Genomic DNA, 25954 nt, shown 5'->3' with positions numbered 1-25954 from the left:
CGGGCACAGCCCGACGGCCCTCGCCTTGGCCTATCCGAGCAGTTCGAGAATTTCGGTGCGGGCAAACATCCGGGCGGCCTCGCGCGCTGTGGGCGCACCGGCGTCGGGATCGGCGCCGGCGTCAATCAGAACCCGGGCCACCTCCGTGTAACCCTTGAAAACCGCGCCGGCCAGCGGAGTCTGGCCACGGTCGTTTGCCCCGTTCGCATCGGCACCGTGGTACAGCAGAAGCTGGACGGTTTCCGCGTGGCCGTGGTAAGCGGCCAGCATCAGGAGAGAGTCGCCTGCGGCAGTGCGCATTCCAGCCGGCGCACCGGCGTTGAGGTAGCTCCGCAGGAGCTCCGAGTTGCCTTCCCTGGCGGCATCGAACAAGGTGTGCGCCAAGGCAATGGCCTCGTCATCGGCACCCGTCGCCTGGGCCTCAGCGCCCGTCGTTTCGCTCATCGATGGGGTCCCTTCAGGAATCCGGTCTGACGCCCCACCACTTGTCCGGCATCGGGCGCAACGATTACTTCCTGGGCGGCCGGATAAGGCTCCTCACCGTCCAGCACGGTCAACACTTCGTGCGGGTCCACAGACCGCTTGATAAGAGCCAGTCCTACTGCCCCCATTTCGAAGTGCTGGGCCACAGATGTCAGCGTACCCACCTTGCGCTCTCCGGCAAATACAACGCTGCCCGGCGCTGGAAGGGTGTGCTGCGAGCCATCCAATTGCAGGAAAACGAGACGCCGGGGCGGGTGTCCGAGGTTGTGGACACGGGCGATGGTCTCCTGGCCCTTGTAGCAGCCCTTGGACAAGTGGACCGAGGTCCGCAGGAGATCGAGCTCGTGCGGGATGGTCTTCTCGTCCGTCTCCGCGCCGAGCCGGGGACGCCAAGCAGCAATGCGGAGCGCCTCCGCGGCCAACGAGCCGGCGAGGGCCATGCCCTCAACTGCCGCTTCAAGCTCGTCTGCCGGAACGAGGTACTCGAACCAGGGCCTCTCAAGGCCGGGGTGGGAGTTTTCCTCCACCACGCTGTATGAATAGCCACCGACGCCGATGTGCGGCCACGGGTCCTCCCAGACAAGCCGGTCCGACCACGCGTCAACGGCCTTGGTTGCGCCGACGACGGCCCAATCGGCCGACACATCGGCCACCTCGACGCGCAGCATGAACCGCATTTTGTTGAGCCACTCGGCCAGCGGGGCAGCCTCGGCGGCTTCGACCAACAGCCAGGTGGTCTCGCCGTCGTCCACTACGCGGGCGTCGAACTCGATGCGGCCTTGGATGGTGAGGAGCAACAGTTCGCTTGAGACGCGCGGCTGCAGGTTGGTCAGTTGCTGCGAGGAAAGGGTGTTGAGCCAGCTGAGGCGGTCCGGTCCAGTAACCGTGACAACGCCCCGATAGGAAAGGTCGACGACGGCGGTACCGGCGGCGAGTGCGCGCTGCTCCCGCAGGGGCTCGCCGTAGTGGGCCGCGACGCCGGAGTCCTCGCCGCCGCCTTCTACAGCTCCGGGGCGCGACAATAGGGGGCTCTTGTAAGTCATATGTAGTAGAAGTCCTTGGGGCTCAGCGGTATTCCGGGTTTTCAAAATCGAAGCGCGTGCCGGCTTTCCATTCATCCGGAAGGTTGCCGTAAGCAGGAATGCCGCCCACGTCCTTGAGCATCCGGGCGTAGTGGAGCAGGTTCCAGGTCATGAAGGTGGTGTTCCGGTTGGTGAAGTCGCTCTCAGGGCCACCGGATCCTTCGTCAAGGTAGCTGGGTCCGGGGCCGACAGGACCGATCCATCCGGCATCGGCCTGGGGCGGAATGGTGAAGCCGACGTGTTGGAGGCTGTAAAGCACGTTCATGGCGCAGTGCTTGATGCCGTCCTCGTTGCCGGTGATCAGGCAGCCGCCGACTTTTGGATAGTAGGCCCACTGGCCTTTGCTGTTGAGCTGGCCCGAATGGGCGTAGAGGCGCTCGATGAGCTTCTTGGTCTGGGAGGAATTATCGCCAAGCCAGATAGGACCGGCCACCACCACGATGTCGGCCTCCAGGACAGCCGGATACAACTCCGGCCATTCATCCGTGGCCCAGCCGTGTTCGCGCATGTCCGGATACACTCCGGCGGCAATGTCGTGGTCCACAGTGCGGATCACACGGGTGCTGACGCCCTGCTTTTCCATGATGCGCCGGCTGATGGAAATCAGTCCGTCGGTATTGCTCACTTGCGGCGATGGCTTGAGCGTCCCGTTGAAAAAGACGGCCGTGAGATCGTCATAGCTGGCAGGTTTTGCTGCTTCGTTCACTTGCTGCTCCCCTTTGGTTCTAACTGCGAAACGGGACGTTCAGTGAGACCTCTTCGGTGAGACCTTGAAGCTACGGAACAAGCCCTCCTAGGAGAGTTTGTTCAGGAAAGCCGAAGCGTGGGCCTCAAGCGACTTTCCCGGAGTGGACACATCCCAGCGCCACAACAGATTGCCATCCACGAGGCCGAAGATGCGTGTGGCCGCAGTGTATTCCTTGGAGTGACCGCCGCGCATCACCATATCGGTGCTCATCTGGATCTGCGGGCCCTTGATTTGGCCGTAGTACAGCTCGCTGATGCCACCGGGATGGGCGATCGTCACGGCGATGTCGAACCCGCCGTCCGCGTTGCGGTGGGCCTCGACGTCGTCGGCCGTCTTCAGTACCGGGACAATCTCCGCGGGAATCAAGCCGGGGCCGCCGTCGGCGTCGAGCATTTTCCGCTCCAGCGCCCAGAAACCTGTTTCCACGGTGAGGGGCCGCAATTTGGTGCCGTCCTCGTCGCTGAGCCAGCTTTCCGCCCGGTACTCCAGGTAGGGCAGGCCATGGTGCGTAAAGGAGACATGCTGGATGAAGTGATCCGAGTCTTCTTCACCGCTGCCAAGCCGTCCCCGGCCTTCCCACTCACCAATGAGCCAGGAAAGGGGTACCAATTCGGGTGTCAGGTCGGAAGGGATTTCGATGGGCACAGCAATTACCTCAGTGGACCGGAAGGTACAGGTTGATCAAAAGCGATGGGAGCTCTACTTCTGGCCCTTGAAGAGACGGTAAACGACAAAACCAGCGAACCACGCCATCGAGAGGCTGGCCAAGCCGAGGAGGACAAGGAAGAAGATTTCAAATGCAAGTACGGACATGATGCCATCCTAACTGTTAGTAGATGAGTAGTTTGTCGATGAAGTAGCACAAGGCCCCAACCGCCCAGACGGGCGCGACGCCCATCCCAAGGACAGCCGGGAAATTCAAGCGGCCGAGCCGAAGCGTCACCATCCGACGGAAACTGACCAGGACCGAACCAATGACAACTCCCACCACGATGGCGGGCACGATCGCGATATCGGAAAACACGAGGCCTGCCAGAGGAGCCACCAAACCCGCAGCCACGATGCCCAAAGGCGCCACGACCCGGTCCGGCCAGCGCAACAGGCCGGCGAGGAGGGCGACTGCGGCGCTGAGGGCTGCAACCAACACCATTTCCTTGATGCCGTTGAACCTCGCGCCTGCAATCCAGCCCGCGCCAAGGCAACTCAGCAAGACGCCGGCGCAGCTGCCTAGGGTGGATTCGAGCCGTTGGGCCTGACCGGTTCCGCGGATCAACTGCACGACGAACACGGCAATCACACCGGCGGCGATGAAGGCGGGAGTTGCGTCGAGAAATCCGGGAGCGGGGACGAATCCGGCGGCGAAGGCCGAACCCGCACCGCTCAGCCCGATCACCGTGGCGAGGGTCTTCTTCGCGGGGACCGCCAGAAAATGGGGCCAGCCGACGCCAACAGCGGCCGACGCCAGAATTCCGACGGCGACCGACCCTTCCGTGGGGCCGTAAGAGCTGGCGACGAAAACCGCGAGCGCCACGAGGCCGACCACCCCGATGCTCCAAGACTTCACTGCGCCCCTGACCTCACTGTGTCCCTAACCCGCCCTCGACCCCACGGCGTTCCAGCGGGGCCCCGTTTCGTTCCAAGTTGCGGCTAACCTCCTGCCAATCCTGCCTTATTCGGCACAAATATGTCGCAAACAGGGGTTGAAGGTGACACGAATCCCTGACGTTGCAGGGGCCTTTGGGTATACTCGGTTGTCAACAGCGCTTCTTGTTGCAACGCTTCCGTTACAACGGAACCACGCCCCATAAGCAGCTACCGGCCGGTGGAAACCCGGTTCAGACGCCCGATGATGCGCGGACCGCCCATTGGAGGAACTATGTCGCACATCCTGCTCCTGACGAACAGCACCGGCTCGTCGGTAGACATCCTGCCCGCCTTGGAGCTATTGAACCACCGGGTCCACATCCTTCCGGCAGAGCCAACGGCCTTGCTCGAGACCGACCCCACCGACGTCGTCTTCCTTGATGCCCGCAAGGACCTGGTGGGAGCCCGCTCCCTGACCCAACTGCTCAAAGCCACGGGCTTGAGCGCCCCCCTCATCCTGATCCTCACGGAAGGCGGCATGGCTGCCGTGTCTTCCGCGTGGTCCGTGGATGACATCGTCCTCGACTCGGCGGGACCGGCCGAAGTCGAAGCCCGGATCCGCCTGGCCGTGGCCCGCGCGATTCCCGGCGAAGAGGAAACCAACACCGAAATCCGGGCGGCCGGCGTCGTGATCGACGAAGCAAGCTATACGGCCCGCGTGAACGGGCAGCCGCTCAACCTGACCTTCAAAGAGTTCGAACTCCTGAAGTACCTGGCCCAGCACCCGGGCAGGGTGTTCACGCGTCAACAGCTTCTCACCGAAGTATGGGGCTACGACTACTACGGCGGCACCCGCACCGTGGACGTCCACGTCCGGCGCCTGCGTGCCAAGCTGGGCGTGGACCACGAGAACCTCATCAGCACAGTCCGCAATGTCGGCTACCGGCTGACGTTGGTCCGCTTGCCGGAAGATGAGCTCACGGAGGCCTAGGCTTCTGACCCGCTTCGAATACAAGGGAAGGCCCGGACTCACTGAGTCCGGGCCTTCCCTTGCTTGAGTGGAGGACATACGGGTCGAACGTATCGAGGCCACCCCACTGGTGGATCCCCCTCGTATCCCGCTTCGCAAAGCCGGACGAGATATAGACCATACACGGCCAAGGGAGGGCCTGCAAAATCCATCCCGCCAAACCGGCCCGGGACGTATAGCCTTGCAGCATGAGCCTTGCGCACCCGGAGAACTGGCCCGTCCTCGTCGTCAAAGGCGCCTCGGACAACGAGTTGTTGAGAGACATCAAAACGCTCGCCGCAGCTGCCGAGGAGTCGGATGGCAATCCCCCGCTGTCCGAACAAACCCTGGTCATGCTGCGCGGAGCCGATGCAGGCGACCACTCGGTGCTCGCACTGGCCCTGTATGCCCCGGACGAGCAATCCGATCCCGCAAGCGGGCAGGATCTGGCGGGAATCGCCGTCGTGGTTGAAGCGGACGACGGAACCGGGGTCCTGGAAATGGCCGTGCACCCCAGCTACCGAAACCAGGGAGTCGCAGGCAGGCTGTTGGACTCGCTTCGGGACAGCCGCGGGCTCGAGGGGCTCAACGCTTGGTCCCATGGGAATCACGAGGCCGCCGCGGAGCTTGCGGCCCGCTACGGCTACGGCCCGGTGCGTGAGCTGTGGAAGATGCGGCTGATGTCTTCCACAGTGGAACTGCCCGACGCCGGCCTGCCGGAGGGAGTCTCACTGCGCGCCTTCGTACCGGGCCAGGATGAGTCCGCCTGGCTGGCTGCCAACAGGGCAGCGTTTGCCCATCATCCCGAGCAAGGGTCCCTGACCAGGGCCGACCTGGAAGCCCGGATGGCAGAGGATTGGTTCGATCCCGCAGGTTTCCTGCTCGCGGTGAACCCGGCCGGGGAACTGCTCGGTTTCCATTGGACCAAGGTGCACCCCCGGCAAGGACCCCATCCGGCCATCGGAGAGGTCTACGTCGTCGGCGTCACCCCCGCAGCCCAGGGGCTGGGGCTTGGCAAGGCGCTCACTGTCGCCGGAATCAGGTATCTCCAGAGCCACGAGCTGCACTCCGTGATGTTGTATGTGGACGCCGACAACACCGCGGCCGTCGCCCTTTACCAGAAGCTGGGCTTCGTACGCTGGGACGTCGATGTCATGTATGCGCCGTTAACCCGGAAGTAACCCGGAACCAAGGCGCATCTGAAAGGCTAGGACATCTAGGATTCCGGCACGTGGAATCCTTGTAGGGTTGAATCAAACCCCGCGCTGAACGAAGGAGAGCCCGATGAACCCGGACCCGGTCGGAACCACCAAAACCGAGGTCAAGGGCGCAACCTTGCCTCCCCGCTTCGGCTCTTCCGAAGTCCCGGCTGCGCGGGCAACACAGGACCGCATCGACATTCCTGAATTTGCGCCCTCCCTTGAGCCGGAAGGGGACATCACCCCGGACCGTTTCCTGGACCGCGAGCTGAGCTGGCTCGCGTTCAACTCCCGCGTTCTTGAGCTCGCGGAGGATCCGGACCTCTTCCTGCTGGAGCGGGTCAATTTCCTCTCCATCTTCGCCTCGAACCTGGATGAATTCTTCATGGTGCGGGTCGCCGGTTTGAAGCGCCGCATCGCCACCGGTCTCGCGGTGCCCTCCCCCGCCGGACTGAGCCCCATCGAAGTCCTGGAGCAGATCGGCGATGCCGCCCGCAAGCTGCAGGAACGCCACGCGCGTGTGTTCGCCGAGCAGATCCGCCCTGCTCTGGCCTATGAGCACATCCACCTCATGCGCTGGGACGAACTCGACGACGAGGCCCAGCACCGCTTGAGCATCATGTTCGGCGAGAAGGTCTTCCCGATCCTCACTCCCCTCGCCGTCGATCCCGCCCACCCCTTCCCCTACATCTCCGGGCTTTCCCTCAACCTGGCCGTCATCGTCCGCAACCCCGTGAGCGACAAGGAACTGTTCGCCCGCGTCAAGGTTCCGGACCAGCTGCCGCGGCTCGTCTCGATCGACGGCCCGCGTGCCGGTGCGGTCCCGGGCCGCGTGGCGCGATTCATCGCGCTCGAAGAGGTCATCGCGGTGCATCTGGACAAGCTGTTCCCCGGTATGGAAGTCATGGAGCACCACACCTTCCGCGTCACCCGCAACGAGGACGTGGAAGTCGAAGAGGACGACGCCGAGAACCTCCTGCAGGCGCTTGAAAAAGAACTGCTGCGCCGCCGCTTCGGCCCGCCCGTCCGGCTTGAGGTCACCACGGACATCAACCCGAACATCCGTGCGCTCCTGGTGCGGGAACTCGGCGTCGAGGAATCCGAGGTCTACTCCGTTCCGGCGCCCCTGGACCTCCGGGGCTTGTCCGTCATCGGCGGAATTGACCGCGCGGACCTCCATTACCCGAAGCACGTTCCCCACACCTCGCGGTACCTGAACGAATCCGAGACGTCCAAAGCCGCCAACGTCTTCGCGGCAATGCGCCGCCGCGACATCCTGCTGCACCACCCGTACGACTCCTTCTCGACGTCGGTCCAGGCCTTCCTGGAGCAGGCGGCCGCCGACCCCAAGGTCCAGGCCATCAAGCAGACCCTGTACCGCACCTCCGGCGATTCCCCCATCGTGGACGCGCTGATCGACGCCGCCGAGGCCGGCAAGCAGGTCCTGGCCCTCGTGGAGATCAAGGCCCGCTTTGACGAGCAGGCCAACATCTCGTGGGCCCGCAAACTGGAGCAGGCCGGCGTGCACGTCGTGTACGGCATCGTGGGACTCAAGACGCACTGCAAGTTGTCCCTGGTTGTCCGCCAGGAAGTGGATGGCCTCCGCAGGTACTGCCATATCGGCACGGGCAACTACCACCCGCGGACGGCCCGCTACTACGAAGACCTTGGGCTGTTGACCTCCAATGAGCAGGTGGGCGAGGACCTGTCCAAGCTCTTCAACCAGCTCTCCGGATATGCCCCCAAGTCGACCTTCAAGCGGCTCCTCGTGGCGCCGCGTTCGGTGCGGTCCGGCCTGATCGACAGGATCGAGACCGAGATCCGCAACGCCCGCGCGGGAATCGCCGCCAAGGTCCAGATCAAGGTCAACTCCATGGTTGACGAGGCCACCATCGACGCCCTCTACCGGGCGTCGCAGGCCGGGGTAAAGGTTGACGTCATCGTCCGTGGCATCTGCTCGCTGCGTCCGGGAGTTCCTGGACTGAGCGAGAACATCACGGTCCGCTCCGTCCTCGGCCGCTTCCTGGAGCACTCGCGTGTGTTTGCCTTCGCCAATGCCAACGATCCCGTGGTCTACATCGGCTCCGCGGACATGATGCATCGCAACCTCGACCGCCGGGTCGAGGCCTTGGTGCAGCTCTCCAGCCGCGAAGACACCGCCGAGGTCATGGACCTGCTGAGGCGTTACATGGACCCCGGCACTGCCAGCTGGCACCTCGACAACGAAGGCCACTGGACCAGGTTCCACCAGGCCGAGGACGGCTCGCCGCTTCTGGACATCCAGTCCTGGCTGCTCGCCTCCCGGTCCCGCCAACGTGCAGTTGCCCGGCGGTAGGCAGCAAAAAGTTGAAGAGCGATACACCTGTTGCAGACCAGACGGACCATCCCGGAGAGCCGATCGCCGTCACGGCGGCCGGCGCTATTCCTTGGCGCGTCACCAAGGGCGCCCTTGAGGTCCTGCTGATCCATCGGCCCAAGTATGACGATTGGTCCTGGCCCAAGGGCAAGCTCGACGCCGGGGAAACCATCCCGGAATGCGCCGTCCGCGAGATCAGCGAAGAAATCGGCCTCACGGCCGCCCTCGGGATCCCCCTTCCTCCGACGCACTACCATGTGGCCGCGGGACTCAAGGTGGTGCACTACTGGGCTGCGCAGGTCAACGGCTCCATCATCAAGCCGGACGGCAAGGAAGTGGACGCCTACATGTGGGCCGCGCCGGACAAAGCGGCACGTTTCCTGAGCAACCCCACGGATGTGAGCCCCCTCCAGGCACTGGCGAAGGCGCACCTGAACGGTGAACTGGAGACGTGGCCGCTGATTCTGGTGCGCCATGCCAAGGCAAAGCCACGGTCCTCCTGGACCAAGGCCGAAGGCAGCCGGCCGCTGGCCGTGACGGGCCTGCGGCAGGCGCTGGCCGTGGAACGGCTTCTGGGCGTGTGGAAGCCCCTCCGGATCGTGAGCAGTCCCTGGGCAAGGTGCGTATCCACCATCGCGCCCTACGCCAAGTCAGCCGGAGCCAAGGTGAAACTCGTGGAGGCCCTGACTGAGCACAACCACCAGCGAAGCCCGAAGCGGACGTCCGCCGTCGTCGAGGGCTTGTTCGACAAGCAGCGCGCGGTCGCGCTGTGCACCCACAGGCCGGCACTTCCCACCATCTTGAAGAAACTCGGAGAACGTATGGGCCCGGAGCTTCACGAGATGCTGCCTGCCCAGGATCCGTACCTGGCCCCTGGCGAGATGATCGTGTGCCACGTAGCCCGTGGAAACGGCCAGCGCGTAGTGGCCGTGGAACAGATCAAGCCCTTCGACGACTGACTCCAGTAAGCTGGGTGCGTGAGCATCCCAACCCCATATGAAGACCTCCTGCGCGACGTCATGGCCAACGGCACGCACAAGTCGGACCGCACGGGCACCGGAACGCGGAGCGTTTTCGGCCGCCAGCTGCGCTTCGATCTGAGCCAGGGTTTCCCGCTCATCACCACCAAGCGGGTGCACTTCAAGTCGCTCGCCCTGGAGCTTTTGTGGTTCCTCCGCGGTGAGTCGAACGTGAAATGGCTCCAAGAGCAGGGTGTAACCATCTGGGACGAATGGGCAGACGCCGACGGCGAACTCGGCCCGGTTTACGGCGTGCAGTGGCGCAGCTGGCCGACCCCCGATGGCGGGCACATTGACCAGATCGCCGAGCTCATGAAGGGCTTGGCGGACAACCCGGATTCCCGCCGGCACATCGTCTCGGCATGGAACGTGTCCGAGATCAAGGACATGGCTTTGCCGCCGTGCCACGCGTTCTTCCAGTTCTACGTTGCCGACGGCAAGTTGTCCTGCCAGTTGTACCAGCGTTCGGCCGACATGTTCCTGGGCGTTCCTTTCAACATCGCTTCCTATGCTTTGCTGACCTGCATGGTGGCCCAGCAGCTGGGCCTTGAGCCTGGAGATTTCGTCTGGACCGGCGGGGACGTCCACGTTTACGACAACCACGTGGAGCAGGTCACCGAGCAGCTCTCCCGGGAGCCTTACGAGTACCCGCAGCTGCGATTCGCCCGCAAGCCGGACTCGATCTTCGACTACACCTTCGAGGACTTCGAAGTAGTCGGCTACCGCCACCACCCCTCGATCAAGGCGCCCGTGGCGGTATGAGCACTCAAGAAACCCCTGCCGCGGAGTCGCCTTCCTCCGGGGAGAGCGCGGAAACGCCCACCGGAATCGGCTTGGTGTGGGCACAGACCGGCAGCGGAGTGATCGGCAAGGGCGGGACCATGCCCTGGCACGTCCCCGAAGATTTGAAGCACTTCAGCCAACTGACAACAGGACATCCGGTCATCATGGGCCGGAAAACCTGGGAGTCATTTCCCGCAAAGTACCGCCCCCTTCCCGGTCGCACCAATATCGTGGTGACCCGGCAACACGGCTGGGCGGACTCGCCCGAAGCACGTGGCGCCGTCGTCGTCTCCTCGCTTGATGCCGCGCTCCTTGAGTCGCAGTTCGCACCGGGCGGCCGGAACGTCTGGATCATTGGCGGGGGCGAAATTTACCGGCAGTCCATCGATATCGCGAATGTCGCCGTCGTCACGGTCATCGATTCCGACACCGACGGCGACACTTTCGCGCCGGAGTTCGGCGAAGCCTGGAAACTTGAGGCGACGAAGCCCGCTGAAGGCTGGCTGACCTCCAAGAACGGCACCAACTACCGGATCGCCACGTGGCGCCGGACGGAAGACTGAGAATGCTGAAGAAACCTGAGACCCTGTTCGTGCTCGGCTACATGTTGTTGCCGCTCTTCGCGCTCCTGTCCGCGATCGTTGGGCTCACCATGATCCTGGGCGGCAACAAGATCCTCGGGATCATCGTCCTCGTAGTGGTGACCCAGGTCTTCGCTTTCGGCGCCTTCTACGCCCTGCGCGCCCGCAAAGCAGCGCTGCTGGAAGAGCCCGACGCCGGCAAGTAAGCGGCAACTTGCCCGACTGACTCGCAGTTGTTGTCGTTTTGGAGCCTCAAAACGACAACAACTGCCAGTCAGTTGGGTCCGGGAACCGCCGTCGTGGATTTCCTCGTGACGTAACCGACAGCGGCCGGGAGCCGCGAAAGTCTAGACTGGTTCAATGACTACAGCAGCTAATCCGTCCGTTGGACTGGTCGGTTGGCGTGGCATGGTCGGCTCCGTCCTGATGCAGCGCATGCAGGAAGAGGGCGACTTCGCCAACATCAACCCGGTATTTTTCTCCACCTCGAACGCGGGAGGTGCCGCGCCGTCATTTGCCGACGGCGCAGGCAAGCTCGAGAACGCGTTCGATATTGAGACTCTTGCCAAGCTGCCGATTATTGTCACGGCCCAGGGCGGCGACTACACGAAGCAGGTCCACGGCGAGCTTCGCAGCCGTGGCTGGGACGGGCTCTGGATCGACGCCGCGTCCACGCTGCGCATGAACGACGACTCCATCATCGTGCTGGACCCCATCAACCGCGACGTCATCGACGCAGGCCTGTCCGGCGGCGTGAAGGACTACATCGGCGGCAACTGCACCGTCTCCTGCATGCTCATGGGACTCGGCGGCCTCTTCAAGAACAACCTGGTCGAGTGGGGTACCTCCATGACCTACCAGGCGGCGTCGGGTGGCGGTGCCCGCCACATGCGCGAACTGCTCAACCAGTTCGGCACCCTCAACAACGAAGTCAGCAGCGAACTGGACGATCCCGCTTCAGCGATCCTGGAAATCGACCGCAAGGTCCTGGCAACCCAGCGCTCCGGCGTCGACGCCACCCAGTTCGGCGTGCCGCTGGCCGGCTCGCTGATCCCGTGGATCGACGCCGACCTCGGCAACGGCCAATCCAAGGAAGAATGGAAGGCCGGGGTGGAAACCAACAAGATCCTCGGCACGGGCAACGGGAAGCCGGGCAAGGACCATGTGGTCATGGACGGCCTCTGCGTCCGTATCGGCGCCATGCGCTCGCACTCCCAGGCACTGACCCTCAAGCTGCGTGAGGACTTGTCGGTCGCCGAAATCGAGAAGCTCCTGGACGCTGACAACGAGTGGGCCAAGGTTGTGCCCAACACCAAGGAAGCGTCCATGGCGGATCTCACCCCGGTGGCTGCCTCCGGCACCTTGGAGATCCCCGTGGGCCGTATCCGCAAGCTTGAGATGGGCCCTGAGTACATCAGCGCCTTCACCGTGGGCGACCAGCTCCTCTGGGGCGCAGCCGAGCCGCTGCGCCGCATGCTGAAGATCGCTACCGGCACCCTCTAGGACTCCTGCTGGCATCAACTGACTCGCAGTTGTTGTCGTTTTGGGCGCTCATAACGACAACAACTGCGAGCTAGTTGGGTGCGCTCAGCGCTCCATGAACCGCACGTACTTCGCCGCCTGGAGCTCGAAGGAGCGCTTGGCCGCCGGAGTCAGGCTTTCCGGGCCGAACGGTTCGGGCACGACGACGGCGGTCCGGCCGGTGCCGCTGCGGGACCAGGTGCCTACTACTTCGCCGCCAGACACAATCATCCGCTTGAAGACGCCGTTGCCGCCTGGAACGACCTTCTGGAAATGCTCAGGTGGCAGGACAAGGTTGCGGTCCGTATACCCGAGCAGGAATTCATCGAATCCCGGCAAGGCGAGGACGGTCCGCGAGCCGGGAACGCCGTCGTCGAGCAGTGCCGCCGTCTCGGGTGACAGCCAATAGGACGTTCCCCGGAAGACGAGCTCAACGAGTTGGCTGCGAACAGCCTCGTGGGCTGCCCGGACCTCGGCTTTGGGGATCTGGGTCCACCACGCGAAGTCGTCGAGCGTGGCCGGTCCGTGGCTGCGCATATACCTGAGCAGGAATTCGGCAATCCCTTCTTCCCTGCCCAATACCTTGGATTCCGGAATCCACTCGTCGAAGGCCACGAACAGTTGCTGTCCAAGGGCTTTGCCTGCCGTGCCCGCCGGAGGTCCTTGGACCAGCCAAGCGTTCTGGCACAGAATCCAGAGCAAATGGATCCCGCGCTGGGCCGCGGTCACTTGGCCCGCGGATTCGAAGATCTTGAAAAGTTCCTCGCGTGTGGCGCCTGGGCTGCCGGCGACGCGTTCAAGGGCAAGGTCCCGGCACGTGGCGACGTCTGCCGCTTCGATGCCGAGCTCCCGGTGCCGTGTTGCAACCGAACGCATGGATCGCTCCGTGGTGATGCCCAGGATCCAGCGCAAGTCCTGCGGTGGAACCAGGTGGAGCGTGCCCCGCATGGGCCAGGACCGGACCACTGTGCCGTTCTCCAGCGCTTCCAACACTTGCGAGAGGCCGGAACCGGGAACCCGCTGCCCCACCGCCCAGAACGCCGAGGCGAGATCTTGAGCCTGCATCGCGCCCATCCTGGAGACGCATTCCTCCGGGCTGCTGAATCCCCCGAGCAATCCTTGGCTGGCGAGGCGCAGCCTGCCCATGACTTTGGGAGTGACGCGGATCTTCGCCGAAGCTGCCATGGCCCCATCATAGGACGCACGGCGGACAGCTTCGGTCCTCATTAGCACCCAGAAGGAACTCCCATGCCGCTCACAGGGGCCTTCCAGCGGGCCCTCCTACGCTAGGGGAATGCTGTTCGGTGAGTTAGGTCCGCTGCTGCGGCCGCTCAGCCGGCGGTTAGCGGCCGCTGGTTGGTGCGCCGCCGCCGTCGGGCTTGTCTGCGGTTTGGCAATAGCTGTTGGTGCGGGGGTGCGATTGTCCCCGTCGATGCAGACTGTCCAAGAGGTGGGACTTGCCGCCACTGGCGCCGCAGCCCTCCTCCTGGGCCTTGCCGCCGCGAGCCAGCCACCGTCCGATCGGCACGTTGACGATCCCGAATCCGGGTTCCAGACAAGCGCGAGCGATCAAGTCCGCAGCTTCCTGCTCGCCGCCATCGTCATGCTACTTGGCGTGGCAGGCTTCGCGGCAGCCGGCTGGATTTCGCCTGGCGGTCCGTCGCCGCAAAGCATAGCCTTCAGCCAGATCTTCCTTCTGGGGGCCGCCAGCTGCGGGCTAACGTTCCTTTTGCTCAACAAGGTGCTCCCGACCGGAAAGCGCTGAAGCGCATTCCGCGCGGGTTCCTAGGCGGGTTCCTCGCGGGCCCCTACAGGGCCAACCCGATCAATAGCGGCTCGGGATGCAGTTCAATGCCAAAGCGCTCGACGACGCCGCGGCGCACCTCGCGCGCGATCGCCACCAGGTCCTCCGCGCTGGCTCCTCCCCTGTTGGTGATGGCCAGGGTGTGTTTGGTGGACAGCGAGGCGCGACCGCCTGAGACGCTGGAGGGGTCGAGTCCGAAGCCCTTTCCGAAGCCGGCCTGGTCGATCAGCCAGGCGGCCGACAGCTTGACGAGGCCATCGTTTCCAGCCGGGTACTGCGGCGCTCCCTCGGGCAGCGATGCAGCCGCTGCGGCCGGGACAATCGGGTTGGTGAAGAAGGAACCCGTGGAATACGTGTCCCTGTCCGAAGCATCCAAGACCATCCCCTTGGAAGCGCGCAGCCGCAGGACTTCACGCCGGACGTCGTTGGAGTACGCGCGCTTCCCGGCCTCAACCCCGAGGGACCGCGCAAGCTCCGCGTACCGGATGGGTGCGCTCATGCGTCCGAGCGGCAGCTGGAATTCAACCGTCAGCACCACGTAACGGGGCGAGCCTTCGGTGGTGGTCTGTTTGAGGAGGGAGTCCCGGTAGCCGAACTTGAGCTCGGAGTTGGTGAAGGTCTGCACGGCGTTGCGTTCCCGGTCCCAAGTACGGACCGCGGCGATGGTCTGGGACACGTCGGCACCGTAGGCGCCCACATTCTGCACAGGAGTGGCGCCCGTGGCTCCGGGGATCCCTGAAAGGGCTTCCAGTCCGGACCACGCGTGCAGCACGGAGTGCTCCACGAGGGCGTCCCAGTTGTGCCCGGACTGGACCACCACGGAAACGCCTCCGCAACTATCTTCCGAGTTGACGGTGAAGCCTTGCGAAGCGATTTTGAGCACGATGCCCGGGTATCCGGCGTCGGAGATCAGCAGGTTGGATCCCCCGCCGATGATGAGCAGTTTCTCGCCCGCGGCGTCAGCCGAGCGGACGGCGTCGATGATTTCCCCTTCAGTGCGGGCCTCCACAAAGGTGCCGGCAGGGCCGCCAACGGCGGCCGTGGTCAGTTCGGAAAGCATCGTCTGGGTCACCGAACAAGCCTAGCGGGGATTGCCTGCCATGGCCGACTCAGGGATTCGCGGATTCAGGTGCGCGGGTTCAGGGATGCGCGGATTCAGGCGCGCGCTTCCGCGAGACGGGCGCCAGGAAGAAGCTCGCGACGAGCAGGACCAGGACGGCGAGCAAGGAGTGCAGGATGCCGAAGTGCTCAGCCAGCAACCCCAAGAGCGGCGGACCACAAAGGAAAGCCCCATAGCCGATCGTGGAGACGACCGATACTCGGGCCGCTGCGTGTGCTGGATCGTCCGCGGCAGCGGACATTCCAACCGGGAACCCCAAAGAGGCACCCAGGCCCCAGATGGCCAGGGCCGCGAAGGCGAGCCACGGCACCGGAGCGAAGACAAAGAGTGCCAACCCCACCACAGCCGTGGCCGAGCACCAACGCATCACGGGCACCCGCCCGAAGCGATCCAGGACCACGGTCCCGGCAAAGCGGCCCACAGTCATGAAGGTCACGAAGATTCCATAACCGATGGCTCCGGCAGCGTCGGATTGACCGTGGCCATCGGCCAACGCCAAGGCCACCCAGTCACCCGCCGCGCCCTCAGCCAGGGCGAGCCCCAGGACGAGCAATCCAAGCAGGAGGGTCCGGCGTTCGCGCCACGCGCGGGCCACCATGCGCTTGCTGTCCAAGGGTTCGGCCGGTCCCTGCTGGCCGGGCTGGATGACGGGCAAGGGGCCGGTTGAAGGATCTTCGAAGGTGTCCGGCTTTTCGGGCTTGAAGGCCTTTGCGGTACCTCCTGCAGCGGAATGGCGGGTGATATCCGCACGGAACCAGGCGGCCGCTGTCACCACCGAGATGGCGACCACCAGGCCGGCCGCTGCCAGATGCCAGAAGACCGGCAGTCCGGCGGCAGCGGCCCAAGCGCCAAGCCCTGCGCCCGCAACGGTGCCGAGGCTGAAGGATCCGTGGAGGCGGGGCATGATGTGCCGTTCAAGGGCGCGTTCCAGTGACGCTCCCTCTACATTGGACGCCGTGTTCCAGCTGGCCGTGCCGAGGCCGATCACCATGAGTCCAAGGGCCACGACCACCGGGTTTGCCAGCACGGACGTGCCAAAACCGGCGACCGCCAGGCCGAGGCCCACCATGGCGCCGCCGATCCGCGTGGTCAGTCGTGATCCGAGCCGGATCACGATCACCCCGGATGCGGACACGGAGAGGAACGATGCCACCGTCATGCACATCAGCAGGAGGCCTACCGTGCCGGGCGTCAGGTTCAGGCCATCGCGGATCGCCGGCAAGCGGGACACCCACGACGAGAAGGCCAGGCCACTGGCGCCGTACGCGGTCACCACAGCAGTACGCCACCGCGACAATTCCGCCGCGGTGGCGCGAGGTGCAGATTGTTGCAGCCGGCTCAAGCGAGCTTCACAACGGCCTGGGACTTCATGAGGACCTTCTGGCCGGCGAAGGTGACGGTCAGGTCGATGCGCGCGGTGCCGGCTTCGGCGTCGAGCGCTCCCACCACTCCGGCGACCTCGATCACGGCACCAGGCTCGCTGCTACCGGTGGTATCGGCGACCAGCACCGGTTTGGTAAAGCGCGTCTGGTAGTCGACGACGGCGGCGGGGTCGCCGACCCAGTCGCTCACCAGTTGCACGGCGGAGCCCATGGTGAACATACCGTGGGCGATGACTCCGGGAAGTTCGACGCCGGTGGCGAAGGATTCGTTCCAGTGGATCGGGTTGAAGTCGCCGGACGCGCCGGCGTACTTGACCAGGTCCTGGCGCGTGACCTCGATGCTGCGGGTGCCGATTTCCTGCCCGACGGTGAGTTCTTCAAGTTTCAAGCTCATGGTTACTGTCCCTCTCCGCGGACCAGGATGGACGAGGTGGTGGTGGAGACCCGTTCGCCGTCCACCGTTGTGATTTCCGAACGCGTCGTGATCATGGCCCCGCCGCCCATGGCGCGGACGCCGTCGACGTGCAGTTCGGCCCGCAACTGATCCCCGGCAATGATCGGGCGGTGGTGGGTGAAGCGCTGGTCGGCGTGCACCACGCGGCTGAAGTCAATCCCTGAATCGGGGTCCTCGATCAGCTGGGCATCGGCCCGCTGGGCGACGATGATTGCGAAGGTCGGCGGGGCGACGAGGTCGCTGTGGCCAAGGGCCTTGGCGGCTTCGACGTCGAAGTGGGCGGGATGGGTGGCCTTCACGGCCCGGGCGAACTCCCGGATCTTTTCGCGGCCGACGTCGTACACCTCTGCGGCAGGGTAGCTGCGGCCCTGCAAGTCCGGGTTAATAGTCATGGTCCAACCCTATCGGCCCGGGAGCCGGTAAGAAGAGCCGGACAGCTACCGCGCGGCAGGCGGTCCGAACCATGTGTTGAGCGCATCGACAAGGCCCGCTTGGGTCCGTTCTCCCACCCAGGCCACGTATCCGTCGGGCCGGATCAACACGGCGGCCGGAGGCGTGACCTCGCCGAGTGCCGGAAGCTTCCAGGCACCAAGGTATGTCGCTTCGATCAATTGAACGCGGTCCGCCCACGGTGTGATATCGATGCTGCCGGGTTCGCCGAGGTTGAGGAGCACCGGCCGGGCATCGTGCAGCAAGCTGAAGACGCGCAACGGGCCGTCCGGAGTGACGAGGTCGAGATCGGGCATGCGGCGTCCGAGCAGCGGGTGCCCCTCGCCGGCGTCGTAATGTACATCGAGGCCGGATTGCATCGCGGCGAAGGTCTTGCGCGGTTCCTCCATGCCGAGGAGCTCGGCCATGACCTCGCCCACGGCCTTCGTGCGTTCGTCCGGGCGGCGAAGCGCGACACTCGCCATCGTGTTTCGCAGCACGCGGGCAGCCACCGGGTGGCGCTCGGCGTGGTAGCTGTCGAGGAGGCTTTCCGGCGATGTCCCCTTGACCACCTGGGCTAGCTTCCATCCCAGGTTCACGGCATCCTGCACACCGGTGTTGAGGCCCTGTCCGCCGTCGGGGGCATGCACATGTGCGGCGTCGCCGGCGAGCAGGATCCGTCCGTCCCGGTAGCTTGCGGCCTGCCGGGTCATATCGGTGAACCTGGAGATCCAGATGGGACTGTGGATCCCGTAATCCGTCCCGCATACGGCGATGAGCGCCGCGCTCAGGTCTTGGAGGGTGGGTTCGGTCGCGGGTCCGACGTGCTCTTCGGTCACCATGACCCCCACTGGCCCGCCATCCGCGTAAACCACCTTGCCGTCGATGATCTTGTATTCCAGCTTGCCGAAGGAATGGATGCCAAAGGCATTGGGGTGGACGCCCAATGGCGGCTGCTCGGACATTTCGACCTGGGCGATCAAGGCGCTGATGGTCGGATCCCACCCGGGGAACCCGATGCCGGCTGCTTTACGGATCAGGCTGCGGCCGCCGTCGCACCCGACGAGGTACTCCGCGCGCATCGCCTCACCGTCGGACAGCTCGACGTCGACGCCGGTCTCGTCCTGCGCGAAACCGGTCACCTCGCGTCCGTAATAGATGGGCACGGCCAGCTCGGCGACCCAGCCGGCCAGGATGCGCTCGATGTGGTTCTGCCACAGACCAAGCCCGTAGTTGTGCCGGGTGGGAAAGTCGCTGATGTCGAAACGGACGCCGCCGAACCCGGCGACCTGGGCCACCTGCCCCTCGGACAGGAACCTGTCAGCGATTCCGCGCTGATCCAGGACCTCGATCGTGCGTGAGTGCAAACCGCCCGCGCGTGAACCGGCGAGATCCTGGTTTGCGCGCCGTTCGACAATCGCGACGTCGACGCCCGCCAACGCCAGCTCGCCCGCCAACATCAGCCCTGTGGGACCTCCACCGGCGATCACCACTGCATGCTTGGTCATCGCCATGCTCCTGCAGGCTACTTCTTCAAGCCCTTGCGGACCTGCTGTCCGCGGACCACCATGCCCACGACATGCAGGACCAGACCGAGCCCGATCACGAACAAGGACGTCACCGCTAGGCCCTGGTTATGGGAGGTGTTGCCGATGATCGTCAGGATGATCCCGACGGCGATAAGCCCCATCGCGCTGAAAACCAGCGTCTTGTAGGGGATAGAGGCCGTGGCCCAGAATTCGTTCAGCACCACCCAAGTTTAGGACACTTGTCAGAACGGCGAGTCCTGCAGGGCCGGAAACCCGACAAAAGTGAGCGAGCGTCGGTTCAGGACCGGCCTCCAACGGACCCTCGCTCACCTATCACGGCCAATCCACCAACGCTCGCTCACCTATCAACGGTTGCGGGCCAACGCTCGCTCACCTATCAACGGTTGCAGGCCGACGCTCGCTCAGATCATCTGCAGGAGGGTATCGGAGAAAGCCGGACATATGTGAGCGAGCGTCCTGAAAAAGCCGGACATATGTGAGCGAGCGTCGGTGGGTGCCCTTAGAGGGAGGGCTGGACCCCGAAGGCCACCGCGAGCTTCATGATCTTTTCGGCGCGGCCGAGGCGCGGGAGATCGGAGCCGTCGCGGATGACCCTGCCGTTGGCTTCGAAGTCGTTCATGAAGTCGGTGGCCCAGGCGACGTCGGACGGCGTGGGGCTGATGACCTCGTTGATGACTGTGGTCTGGTCAATGGCCAGGCAGAGCTTGCCTGTCATTCCCATGGTCACCGTGATGCCGGTCTGCTCGCGCAGGATCGGGTGGTTGGTGCCGACGGTTGGGCCGTCGATGGGGCCCGGCAGGTTGCCCACGCGGCTGGCGACGACAAGCTTGGCACGCGGGTAGGCCATCGCTTCAGGGGTAGCGGCCATGCCGGTGTCCCGGCGGAAGTCGCCCGAGCCGAAGGCCAGGCGGAAGGCGCCCTGGGCGCGGGCAATGTGGTTGGCTTCCTCGATGCCGAGGGCCGACTCCACGAGTGCGACCACCGGGGTCTTGCCGTCCATGCGGTGGAACGATTCGGTGACCTGGTCAGCGGACTCAGTCTTGGCCAGCATGACGCCCAACAGGCCCTGCGTGCCACGAAGACCGGCGAGGTCATCGGCCCAGAACGGGCTTGTTGCATCGTTGATGCGGACCCAGGCCTGGCCACCAGCGGTCAGCCAGTTGATGACGTTGTCGCGGGCGATGTCCTTCTGGGACGGGTCCACGGCGTCTTCGATGTCAAGGATGATGGCGTCCGCGCGCGATGAGGCCGACTGGTCGAAAAGTTCCGTCTTCATGGCGTTCACGAGGAGCCAGGAGCGGGCAATGTCTGCGGGAATTCTGCGGGTGGACCGAATCGACTCGGCGGCGGTGCTAGACGTCATGTATCTACCGTATCCGCCCAGCCGCCAGGAACGCTAAGAATCCGGCGCCGGTGTGAGCATCAATACGAACAAAACGATTGTGACAGGGACCCCACAGCAACTAACTCGCAGTAGTTGCCGTTATGAGCCGTCAAAACGACAACAACTGCGAGTCAGTTGGGTTTCGCGCGCTTTGGGGAGCCCAGAGCGCAACCCAACTCAACCCAGCGACGCCGGGCGAAACCCTGCGACACGGAGCGAATTGTGTCCTTGCATTGCCCGGAGTTGCGCTGGGATTTCGCCGGATTTCCCCCGGTTTCCCGGCATTTCCGGGGGTTACTGCCGGGCTTCCCCTGACCAGTGGACATGCGCTTACATCGTTCCCACGGCAGTTCGGTCTACCCCGGAACAGAGCCGGACCAACGAATTCCACACCCCCAGAAAGTAGCTCCCATGAAACTGCACCAGCCCCTGCTAGGCGTCGCGGCCGCCGTCGTACTTGCGCTGACGGTGACCGGCTGCGGCGGCAATGCCCAAGCGGGAGACCAGCCAGCCGGTCAACCGGAGGTCAAGGAACTCCGCTACCAAGGCTCGGCCAACAACGTCGGCCTCCCGGAACTGGCGGCGGACCTCGGTTACCTGGGTGACATCAAACTCAACTGGGTAGGCAACACCACCAGCGGCCCCCAGGACATCCAGTCGGCGGCCACCAACCAGACCGACTTCGGCGGTGCGTTCGCCGGGGCAGTCGTGAAGCTGATTGAGGCAGGGGCTCCGGTGACCGCCGTCGTGAATTACTACGGCGAAGACGCCAAGACTTTCAACGGCTTCTACGTCAAGGCGGACAGCCCCATCAAAACCGCGAGAGACCTCATCGGCAAGAAGATCGCAGTCAACACCCTGGGGGCCCATTCCGAAGCCGTCATCAACACGTACCTCAGCAAGAACGGCCTCAGCCAGGACGAAATCAAGCAAGTACAGCTGGTAGTGCTCGCGCCCAACGACACCGAAGAAGCCGTGCGCCGGGGCCAGGTGGATGTCGGAAGCCTGGGCGGGGTCCTGCAGGACCATGCCGTTGCGACCGGTGGACTGCGCTCGCTCTTCAACGACTATGAACTCTTCGGCACCTTTGCCGGTGGACAATACGTGCTCCGCAATGACTTTATCGAAAAGAACCCCAACACGGCCCGGATCTTCGCTACCGGCGTGGCCAAGGCCATCAAGTGGGAGACCGAGACGCCGCGCGACCAGGTGATCGCCCGCTTCAAGAAGATCATCGACGCCCGCGGACGCAATGAGAGCACCGCGAACCTGCAGTACTGGAAGAGCCCCGGCGTCCCCGACAACGGCGTGATCAAGGACGAGGACTTCACCCGCTGGTCCGCGTGGCTGAAGAACTCGGGGATCGTCAAGAGCGATCTCACACCGTCGAAGTACTACACGAACAAATTCAACGATCTCGCATCAAGCACCCCAACCCCAAGCACCGCGAAGGGATAGTGATGACCGCCAAAATCAGCCTCCGCAATGTCACCAAGCAATTCACCGTCCGCCCCGGCAAGGCCTCCAAGGGCGCCAGGCGCTTCCAGGCATCCCAGCCAGGCCCGAAAGAGCCCACCACACTGACCGCCCTTGACTCCTTGAACCTCGACGTGCGCGACGGCGAGTTCCTCACCTTGGTGGGGCCCAGCGGTTCCGGCAAGACCACCTTGCTGGACCTCCTGGCTGGCCTGTCCACGCCCACCTCCGGCGAGGTATTGGTGGACGGCCAGCCAGTGACGGGACCTGGAAAGGACCGTGCCGTGGTTTTCCAGCAGTACGCGCTCTTCCCCTGGCGCACGGCATCGGCCAACGTGTCGATCGGGCTCGAAGGCAGGGGCACCGACGGGCGCAAGCTCAACCGCCGCGAACGCGCCGCCAAGGCAAGCGAATACCTCAAACTGGTGGGCTTGGCTGGCTTCGAGGACCGTTTCCCGCATGAGCTTTCGGGCGGCATGAAACAGCGAGTGGCCATTGCCCGGAGCCTCGCCTACGAGCCCGATGTGCTCCTCATGGACGAACCCTTCGCCGCATTGGACGCCCAGACGCGTGAACAACTCCAGGACGAACTCCTGCGGATCTGGCGGGCGACGGGCAAGACGATCGTGTTCATCACGCACGGGATCGACGAGGCCGTGTACCTGGGGCAGCGCGTCGCCGTCTTGAGCGCGCGCCCGGGTCGCCTCAAGGAAATCGTGGACGTGGACATCCCGGACCGCGACGGCGAGGACGACATCCGTTCGCACCCCGCCTTCGTCGAACAACGGCACAAGGTCTGGACCTTGCTGCACGACGAAGTCCGCCTGGCCCAGGACGCCGGGCACCGCAAGATCCTGCCGGACGGCACCGCCCCGGATGAAGTCCCGGGGGCAACTCTCGAAAGGAGCGCAGCCTGATGACCACAACACTCGCGCAACAGACCGCGGCGAGCGCCGCGCCCAAGCCAGCTCCCGCCGTCGGGCACTCCAGTCCCGTCGAGACGGGGCGTCGGAGCACGACGGCGACACTCGCCTTCGTGCGGACAGCAGCCGCCCGCGCCGGTTCCGGCCTGTGGAAGGCCGCAGGGATCATCGCCTTCCTGGCTCTTTGGGAACTCGGGCCGACCTATCTGGCCAGCCCCTCAACCCGGGTATTCCTGCCGCCTTTGCACGTGGTCCTGGCAGCGTGGGGGAAGCTGTTCGAATCCGGCACCATCCAGGCAAATTTGGCCGCGAGCCTCACCCGTTCGGTGTCGGGATTCGGCGCGGCCCTCGTAGCTGGCGTAACCCTCGGATTGCTAATCGCGTGGTACCAACGGCTCAATTCGGTGCTGAACCCGCTCCTGGAACTGTTCCGCAACACAGCCGCGCTTGCCCTGCTGCCTGTCTTCACGCTGCTGCTCGGGATCGGAGAGGAGTCCAAGATCAGCATCGTGGCCTACGCGGCGTTCTTTCCGGTCCTGCTCAACACGATCGCCGGTGTGAAGACGGTGGACCCGCTGCTCATCCGGGCCGCGAAGTCGCTCGGCCTCTCGAGCCTTTCGCTGTTCCGCAAAGTGATCCTGCCTTCCGCGGTGCCCACCATCTTCACGGGAATCCGCATGGCCGGCACAGCGTCCATCCTGGTGTTGATCGCCGCGGAGATGGTGGGTGCGAAGGCGGGGCTCGGTTATTTGATCGTGAATGCCCAGAGCAGTTTCCTCATCCCGGACATGTACGCCGGCATCCTCACGGTGTCCCTTCTGGGCTTGGCCGTGAATTTCCTCCTCGTCGCCTTGGAGCGGCATTTCTCCCGCTGGCGGACCGCCGTCGGGTCCGGGTCCTGACCGTCAATCCATCCATCCAGTAAGTCACAACAGAAAAGGAACAAAAATGTCCATCATTACCGAAACCAAACTCGAATTCGCCAAGCTCGGATCCAGGATCGGCGCCGAAATCCGCGGCTTCGACCTCAGCGGCGATCTCTCCGCGGAAACCGTGGGGCAGATCCGGGCCGCGCTCAACGAACACAAGGCCCTCGTTTTCAGGGAGGCCAACATTCTCAGCGACGAGGCCCAGGTGAAATTCGCCAGCCATTTCGGCCCGCTCACCACTGCGCACCCGACCGTGGCCTCCGTGGAGGGCGAAGAGAACGTCCTGCCCGTGGACAGCGAGAACGGTTCCGCCAACAATTGGCACACCGACGTCACGTTCGTGGTCAACCCGCCGCAGGCTTCCACCCTGCGCAGCATCGATCTGCCGTCCTATGGAGGCGAAACCCTGATTGCTTCTTCGGCGGGAGCGTACGCAGACTTGCCGGACGAGCTCCGGAACTTCGCGGACACGCTCTGGGCGATCCACACCAACGACTACGACTACTCGGTGCCGAAGAACCTGGAACATGAGAACGCCGACGAGCGGCGCAAGGAATTCACCCGCATCAAGTTCGAAACCGCCCACCCCGTGGTGCGTGTCCATCCCCTGACCGGCGAGCGCGGATTGTTCATTGGGGGCTTCGCGCAGCGCCTTCGGATCGTGGGGCTGTCCAACACCGAGTCGAAGGACATCATCCGTTTGCTGCAGGCCTATGTCACCCGACCGGAAAACGTGGTGCGCGTGAACTGGGAGCCGAACCAGTTGGTGCTCTTCGACAACCGCATCACCCAGCACTACGCCCCGGACAACTACGACGGCCAGCCGCGCAAGCTCAACCGAGTAACTATCGCCGGCGACATCCCGGTGGGCGTGGACGGCAAGCCGAGCCAATCGATCCAGGGTGATTCAAGCACCTATTCAGTTGTCGCGCCGCTGTAGTAGCACGCATGTGTTGCTGTAGCTGCCTTAGCCCAACTGACTCGCAGTTAATGTCGTTCTGAGCCCTCAAAACGACAACAACTGCGAGTCAGTTGGGCTTAACGCGCCTTAGGGGAGCTTGCTGCCCCGCGCAGCCACCCACAGGCCATACCACTCGGCCCGCGTCATGGCTGCGGCAATGGCGGCCGCATCCGCGCAGGCAGCGATCCGCGCGGGGTTGGAACTGCCGAGCACCGGGGAAATACGCGCGGGATGCTTCATGAGCCACCCCAACAACACGGCCTCGGGAGTGACACCTTTTGCTTCCGCGAGCTGTGCGACCAGAGCGGCAGTCGCAGTGTCCGCGGCAGTGGGTGCATCCGGCGTCGAGCCCGTGTACCGGCCCTGCGCGAGGGAGCCGTAGGCCTGCAACTCAATCCCCTGGCTGACGCAGTGTTCCAAGGTGCCGTGCGGGAAGCTGTAGCCGAGGGCATCGTCATGGTTGACCAGCACAGTGCTCTCAAGCCAAGCCCGGCGGTGCAGGCTCATCTCCAGCTGGTTGGCCACGATCGGCACCTCCAGCTGGTCCTGCAGGAAGGCGATCTGCGCGCCGGACATGTTGGACACGCCCAATTGCCGCACCTTGCCTTCCGCCATGAGCTGCCCGACGGCGGTCGCCACCTCGGCGGGTTCCATCAGGGGGTCGGGGCGGTGGAGCAGCAGCACGTCGACGTAGTCGGTCTTCAGCCGTTCCAGGCTTCCATTGACCCGGTCCAGGATGGCGTCCTTGCTGAGGTCGTAGTGTCCGTCGACTCCGGGCTGGCCGAGCCGGATTCCGCACTTGGTCTGGAGCTGGATCTTTTCCCGCAGCTCTGGCGTCCCGGCGAGGACTTCGCCGAACACAGCCTCGGACTTGCCGTTGCGGTAGATGTCGGCGTGGTCGAACAAGGTAACGCCGATACCCATGGCGGCCTCGATCGCAGCCGCGGCCTGTTCGATCTCCACAGCCCCGTATTCGCTGCCCTCCCACGGGCCTCCGAGGCCCATGCATCCATAGATGAGCCGGCCCGCGGCTGTTTCACTCTTTGCTGTCATTTTCCAACTCTTTCACATGAAACTGGCCCGCAGTTGTTGTCGTTTACGGCCTTCAAAACGACATTAACTGCGTGGGCCCACGCCGCCAGGGTTCCCTGGCCGTGGGCCCCCACCGGCGAGGGTC

General features: G+C 64.3%; 27 protein-coding genes. 13 read left to right on the top strand and 14 right to left on the bottom strand.

Annotated features, from left to right (window positions below):
* Positions 1 to 30: 30 nt before the first annotated feature.
* The 5 genes from ACFVTG_RS05135 to ACFVTG_RS05115 form a co-directional block, all read right to left on the bottom strand.
* Positions 31 to 444 carry an ankyrin repeat domain-containing protein gene (locus ACFVTG_RS05135; protein WP_390278664.1) on the bottom strand — a complete coding sequence of 138 codons (414 nt, stop codon included), beginning with the start codon at positions 442 to 444 and terminating at the stop codon, positions 31 to 33.
* A complete protein-coding gene (locus ACFVTG_RS05130; protein ID WP_284755061.1) occupies positions 441 to 1526 on the bottom strand; it encodes a folate-binding protein in 1086 nt (361 codons plus the stop codon). The genes ACFVTG_RS05135 and ACFVTG_RS05130 overlap by 4 nt, the downstream gene beginning before the upstream one ends.
* Before the next feature lie 22 nt (positions 1527 to 1548).
* Positions 1549 to 2271 carry a flavodoxin family protein gene (locus ACFVTG_RS05125; protein WP_390278661.1) on the bottom strand — a complete coding sequence of 241 codons (723 nt, stop codon included), beginning with the start codon at positions 2269 to 2271 and terminating at the stop codon, positions 1549 to 1551.
* A gap of 87 nt (positions 2272 to 2358) precedes the next feature.
* Complete coding sequence (locus ACFVTG_RS05120; RefSeq protein WP_390278659.1) at positions 2359 to 2958, bottom strand: FABP family protein; 600 nt, start codon at positions 2956 to 2958, stop codon at positions 2359 to 2361.
* 184 nt (positions 2959 to 3142) lie between these two features.
* Positions 3143 to 3877 (bottom strand): permease, encoded by a 735-nt coding sequence (locus tag ACFVTG_RS05115; protein WP_284755057.1) that lies wholly within the window; start codon positions 3875 to 3877, stop codon positions 3143 to 3145.
* Between the two features lie 312 nt (positions 3878 to 4189).
* On the opposite strand from ACFVTG_RS05115, the gene ACFVTG_RS05110 reads away from it, so the two are divergent.
* The 8 genes from ACFVTG_RS05110 to asd all read left to right on the top strand — a co-directional run bounded on the left by ACFVTG_RS05110 (position 4190) and on the right by asd (position 12347).
* A complete protein-coding gene (locus tag ACFVTG_RS05110) occupies positions 4190 to 4888 on the top strand; it encodes a response regulator transcription factor (protein ID WP_059387339.1) in 699 nt (232 codons plus the stop codon).
* A gap of 227 nt (positions 4889 to 5115) precedes the next feature.
* Positions 5116 to 6087: a mycothiol synthase gene (mshD, locus tag ACFVTG_RS05105; protein WP_390278656.1), complete on the top strand. Its 972-nt coding sequence runs from the start codon at positions 5116 to 5118 to the stop codon at positions 6085 to 6087.
* Between the two features lie 103 nt (positions 6088 to 6190).
* Positions 6191 to 8440, top strand: coding sequence for an RNA degradosome polyphosphate kinase (locus tag ACFVTG_RS05100; protein WP_284755054.1), 2250 nt, complete (start codon positions 6191 to 6193; stop codon positions 8438 to 8440).
* Between the two features lie 11 nt (positions 8441 to 8451).
* Entirely contained in the window at positions 8452 to 9420 is a 969-nt protein-coding gene (locus ACFVTG_RS05095) for an NUDIX hydrolase (RefSeq protein WP_284755053.1), read from the top strand.
* 18 nt (positions 9421 to 9438) lie between these two features.
* On the top strand, positions 9439 to 10242 hold the full coding sequence (locus ACFVTG_RS05090) for a thymidylate synthase (RefSeq protein WP_284755052.1): 804 nt from the start codon (positions 9439 to 9441) through the stop codon (positions 10240 to 10242).
* Positions 10239 to 10826, top strand: coding sequence for a dihydrofolate reductase (locus ACFVTG_RS05085; protein ID WP_390278653.1), 588 nt, complete (start codon positions 10239 to 10241; stop codon positions 10824 to 10826). Before ACFVTG_RS05090 ends, ACFVTG_RS05085 begins: the two co-directional genes overlap by 4 nt.
* 2 nt (positions 10827 to 10828) lie before the next feature.
* A complete protein-coding gene (locus tag ACFVTG_RS05080) occupies positions 10829 to 11050 on the top strand; it encodes an NF038396 family protein (RefSeq protein WP_284755050.1) in 222 nt (73 codons plus the stop codon).
* A gap of 154 nt (positions 11051 to 11204) precedes the next feature.
* Positions 11205 to 12347 carry an aspartate-semialdehyde dehydrogenase gene (asd, locus tag ACFVTG_RS05075; protein WP_284755049.1) on the top strand — a complete coding sequence of 381 codons (1143 nt, stop codon included), beginning with the start codon at positions 11205 to 11207 and terminating at the stop codon, positions 12345 to 12347.
* Positions 12348 to 12431: 84 nt separating this feature from the next.
* Here the strand turns inward: asd and ACFVTG_RS05070 are convergent, their stop codons facing one another.
* The gene (locus ACFVTG_RS05070; RefSeq protein ID WP_390278651.1) at positions 12432 to 13550 is read right to left on the bottom strand and encodes a winged helix DNA-binding domain-containing protein; all 1119 of its coding nucleotides are present in this window, start codon (positions 13548 to 13550) and stop codon (positions 12432 to 12434) included.
* 247 nt (positions 13551 to 13797) lie between these two features.
* Between ACFVTG_RS05070 and ACFVTG_RS05065 the strand changes: the two genes are divergently transcribed.
* Entirely contained in the window at positions 13798 to 14130 is a 333-nt protein-coding gene (locus tag ACFVTG_RS05065) for a hypothetical protein (protein WP_390278649.1), read from the top strand.
* Positions 14131 to 14173: 43 nt separating this feature from the next.
* On the opposite strand, the gene ACFVTG_RS05060 is transcribed toward ACFVTG_RS05065, so the two are convergent.
* From ACFVTG_RS05060 to ACFVTG_RS05030, 7 genes are all read right to left on the bottom strand, one after another.
* Positions 14174 to 15241 carry a UDP-N-acetylmuramate dehydrogenase gene (locus tag ACFVTG_RS05060; RefSeq protein ID WP_390278647.1) on the bottom strand — a complete coding sequence of 356 codons (1068 nt, stop codon included), beginning with the start codon at positions 15239 to 15241 and terminating at the stop codon, positions 14174 to 14176.
* 67 nt (positions 15242 to 15308) lie between these two features.
* The gene (locus ACFVTG_RS05055) at positions 15309 to 16562 is read right to left on the bottom strand and encodes an MFS transporter (protein WP_390278645.1); all 1254 of its coding nucleotides are present in this window, start codon (positions 16560 to 16562) and stop codon (positions 15309 to 15311) included.
* A gap of 65 nt (positions 16563 to 16627) precedes the next feature.
* The gene (locus ACFVTG_RS05050) at positions 16628 to 17065 is read right to left on the bottom strand and encodes a MaoC family dehydratase (RefSeq protein WP_390278643.1); all 438 of its coding nucleotides are present in this window, start codon (positions 17063 to 17065) and stop codon (positions 16628 to 16630) included.
* Positions 17066 to 17067: 2 nt separating this feature from the next.
* A complete protein-coding gene (locus ACFVTG_RS05045) occupies positions 17068 to 17517 on the bottom strand; it encodes a MaoC family dehydratase N-terminal domain-containing protein (protein ID WP_059387332.1) in 450 nt (149 codons plus the stop codon).
* Between the two features lie 45 nt (positions 17518 to 17562).
* The gene (locus ACFVTG_RS05040; RefSeq protein ID WP_390278641.1) at positions 17563 to 19062 is read right to left on the bottom strand and encodes an FAD-dependent monooxygenase; all 1500 of its coding nucleotides are present in this window, start codon (positions 19060 to 19062) and stop codon (positions 17563 to 17565) included.
* A 17-nt stretch (positions 19063 to 19079) separates the two neighbouring features.
* The gene (locus ACFVTG_RS05035; RefSeq protein WP_390278639.1) at positions 19080 to 19304 is read right to left on the bottom strand and encodes a DUF3188 domain-containing protein; all 225 of its coding nucleotides are present in this window, start codon (positions 19302 to 19304) and stop codon (positions 19080 to 19082) included.
* A gap of 299 nt (positions 19305 to 19603) precedes the next feature.
* Positions 19604 to 20467 carry a CoA ester lyase gene (locus ACFVTG_RS05030; RefSeq protein WP_284755033.1) on the bottom strand — a complete coding sequence of 288 codons (864 nt, stop codon included), beginning with the start codon at positions 20465 to 20467 and terminating at the stop codon, positions 19604 to 19606.
* 432 nt (positions 20468 to 20899) lie between these two features.
* Here ACFVTG_RS05030 and ACFVTG_RS05025 point away from each other — a divergent pair, with 432 nt between their 5' ends.
* The 4 genes from ACFVTG_RS05025 to ACFVTG_RS05010 are packed head-to-tail and all read left to right on the top strand — an operon-like array spanning position 20900 to position 24756.
* On the top strand, positions 20900 to 21946 hold the full coding sequence (locus ACFVTG_RS05025) for an ABC transporter substrate-binding protein (protein ID WP_390278637.1): 1047 nt from the start codon (positions 20900 to 20902) through the stop codon (positions 21944 to 21946).
* A gap of 2 nt (positions 21947 to 21948) precedes the next feature.
* Positions 21949 to 22881, top strand: a complete 933-nt coding sequence (locus ACFVTG_RS05020) for an ABC transporter ATP-binding protein (protein ID WP_390278635.1) — start codon at positions 21949 to 21951, stop codon at positions 22879 to 22881.
* On the top strand, positions 22881 to 23789 hold the full coding sequence (locus ACFVTG_RS05015; RefSeq protein WP_390278632.1) for an ABC transporter permease: 909 nt from the start codon (positions 22881 to 22883) through the stop codon (positions 23787 to 23789). Before ACFVTG_RS05020 ends, ACFVTG_RS05015 begins: the two co-directional genes overlap by 1 nt.
* Positions 23790 to 23835: 46 nt before the next feature.
* The gene (locus ACFVTG_RS05010) at positions 23836 to 24756 is read left to right on the top strand and encodes a TauD/TfdA family dioxygenase (RefSeq protein ID WP_284755029.1); all 921 of its coding nucleotides are present in this window, start codon (positions 23836 to 23838) and stop codon (positions 24754 to 24756) included.
* Positions 24757 to 24864: 108 nt separating this feature from the next.
* On the opposite strand, the gene ACFVTG_RS05005 is transcribed toward ACFVTG_RS05010, so the two are convergent.
* Positions 24865 to 25830, bottom strand: coding sequence for an aldo/keto reductase family oxidoreductase (locus ACFVTG_RS05005; protein ID WP_390278630.1), 966 nt, complete (start codon positions 25828 to 25830; stop codon positions 24865 to 24867).
* Positions 25831 to 25954: the final 124 nt, after the last annotated feature.

It is taken from the genome of Arthrobacter sp. NPDC058127, assembly GCF_042884555.1.
Classification (GTDB): Bacteria; Actinomycetota; Actinomycetes; order Actinomycetales; family Micrococcaceae; genus Arthrobacter.
The sequence above is the reverse complement of the archived record's forward strand: the minus strand, read 5'-3'. Positions and strand labels throughout refer to the sequence as shown.

Bases quoted from the DNA above. Each gene is read 5' to 3' on its own strand.
- ACFVTG_RS05135 (WP_390278664.1), bottom strand. From the start codon at position 444: ATGAGCGAAACGACGGGCGCTGAGGCCCAGGCGACGGGTGCCGATGAC.
- ACFVTG_RS05130 (WP_284755061.1), bottom strand. From the start codon at position 1,526: ATGACTTACAAGAGCCCCCTATTGTCGCGCCCCGGAGCTGTAGAAGGC.
- ACFVTG_RS05110 (WP_059387339.1), top strand. From the start codon at position 4,190: ATGTCGCACATCCTGCTCCTGACGAACAGCACCGGCTCGTCGGTAGAC.
- mshD (WP_390278656.1), top strand. From the start codon at position 5,116: ATGAGCCTTGCGCACCCGGAGAACTGGCCCGTCCTCGTCGTCAAAGGC.
- ACFVTG_RS05100 (WP_284755054.1), top strand. From the start codon at position 6,191: ATGAACCCGGACCCGGTCGGAACCACCAAAACCGAGGTCAAGGGCGCA.
- ACFVTG_RS05085 (WP_390278653.1), top strand. From the start codon at position 10,239: ATGAGCACTCAAGAAACCCCTGCCGCGGAGTCGCCTTCCTCCGGGGAG.
- ACFVTG_RS05080 (WP_284755050.1), top strand. From the start codon at position 10,829: ATGCTGAAGAAACCTGAGACCCTGTTCGTGCTCGGCTACATGTTGTTG.
- asd (WP_284755049.1), top strand. From the start codon at position 11,205: ATGACTACAGCAGCTAATCCGTCCGTTGGACTGGTCGGTTGGCGTGGC.
- ACFVTG_RS05070 (WP_390278651.1), bottom strand. From the start codon at position 13,550: ATGGCAGCTTCGGCGAAGATCCGCGTCACTCCCAAAGTCATGGGCAGG.
- ACFVTG_RS05065 (WP_390278649.1), top strand. From the start codon at position 13,798: ATGCAGACTGTCCAAGAGGTGGGACTTGCCGCCACTGGCGCCGCAGCC.
- ACFVTG_RS05050 (WP_390278643.1), bottom strand. From the start codon at position 17,065: ATGAGCTTGAAACTTGAAGAACTCACCGTCGGGCAGGAAATCGGCACC.
- ACFVTG_RS05045 (WP_059387332.1), bottom strand. From the start codon at position 17,517: ATGACTATTAACCCGGACTTGCAGGGCCGCAGCTACCCTGCCGCAGAG.
- ACFVTG_RS05040 (WP_390278641.1), bottom strand. From the start codon at position 19,062: ATGACCAAGCATGCAGTGGTGATCGCCGGTGGAGGTCCCACAGGGCTG.
- ACFVTG_RS05030 (WP_284755033.1), bottom strand. From the start codon at position 20,467: ATGACGTCTAGCACCGCCGCCGAGTCGATTCGGTCCACCCGCAGAATT.
- ACFVTG_RS05025 (WP_390278637.1), top strand. From the start codon at position 20,900: ATGAAACTGCACCAGCCCCTGCTAGGCGTCGCGGCCGCCGTCGTACTT.
- ACFVTG_RS05020 (WP_390278635.1), top strand. From the start codon at position 21,949: ATGACCGCCAAAATCAGCCTCCGCAATGTCACCAAGCAATTCACCGTC.
- ACFVTG_RS05015 (WP_390278632.1), top strand. From the start codon at position 22,881: ATGACCACAACACTCGCGCAACAGACCGCGGCGAGCGCCGCGCCCAAG.
- ACFVTG_RS05010 (WP_284755029.1), top strand. From the start codon at position 23,836: ATGTCCATCATTACCGAAACCAAACTCGAATTCGCCAAGCTCGGATCC.
- ACFVTG_RS05005 (WP_390278630.1), bottom strand. From the start codon at position 25,830: ATGACAGCAAAGAGTGAAACAGCCGCGGGCCGGCTCATCTATGGATGC.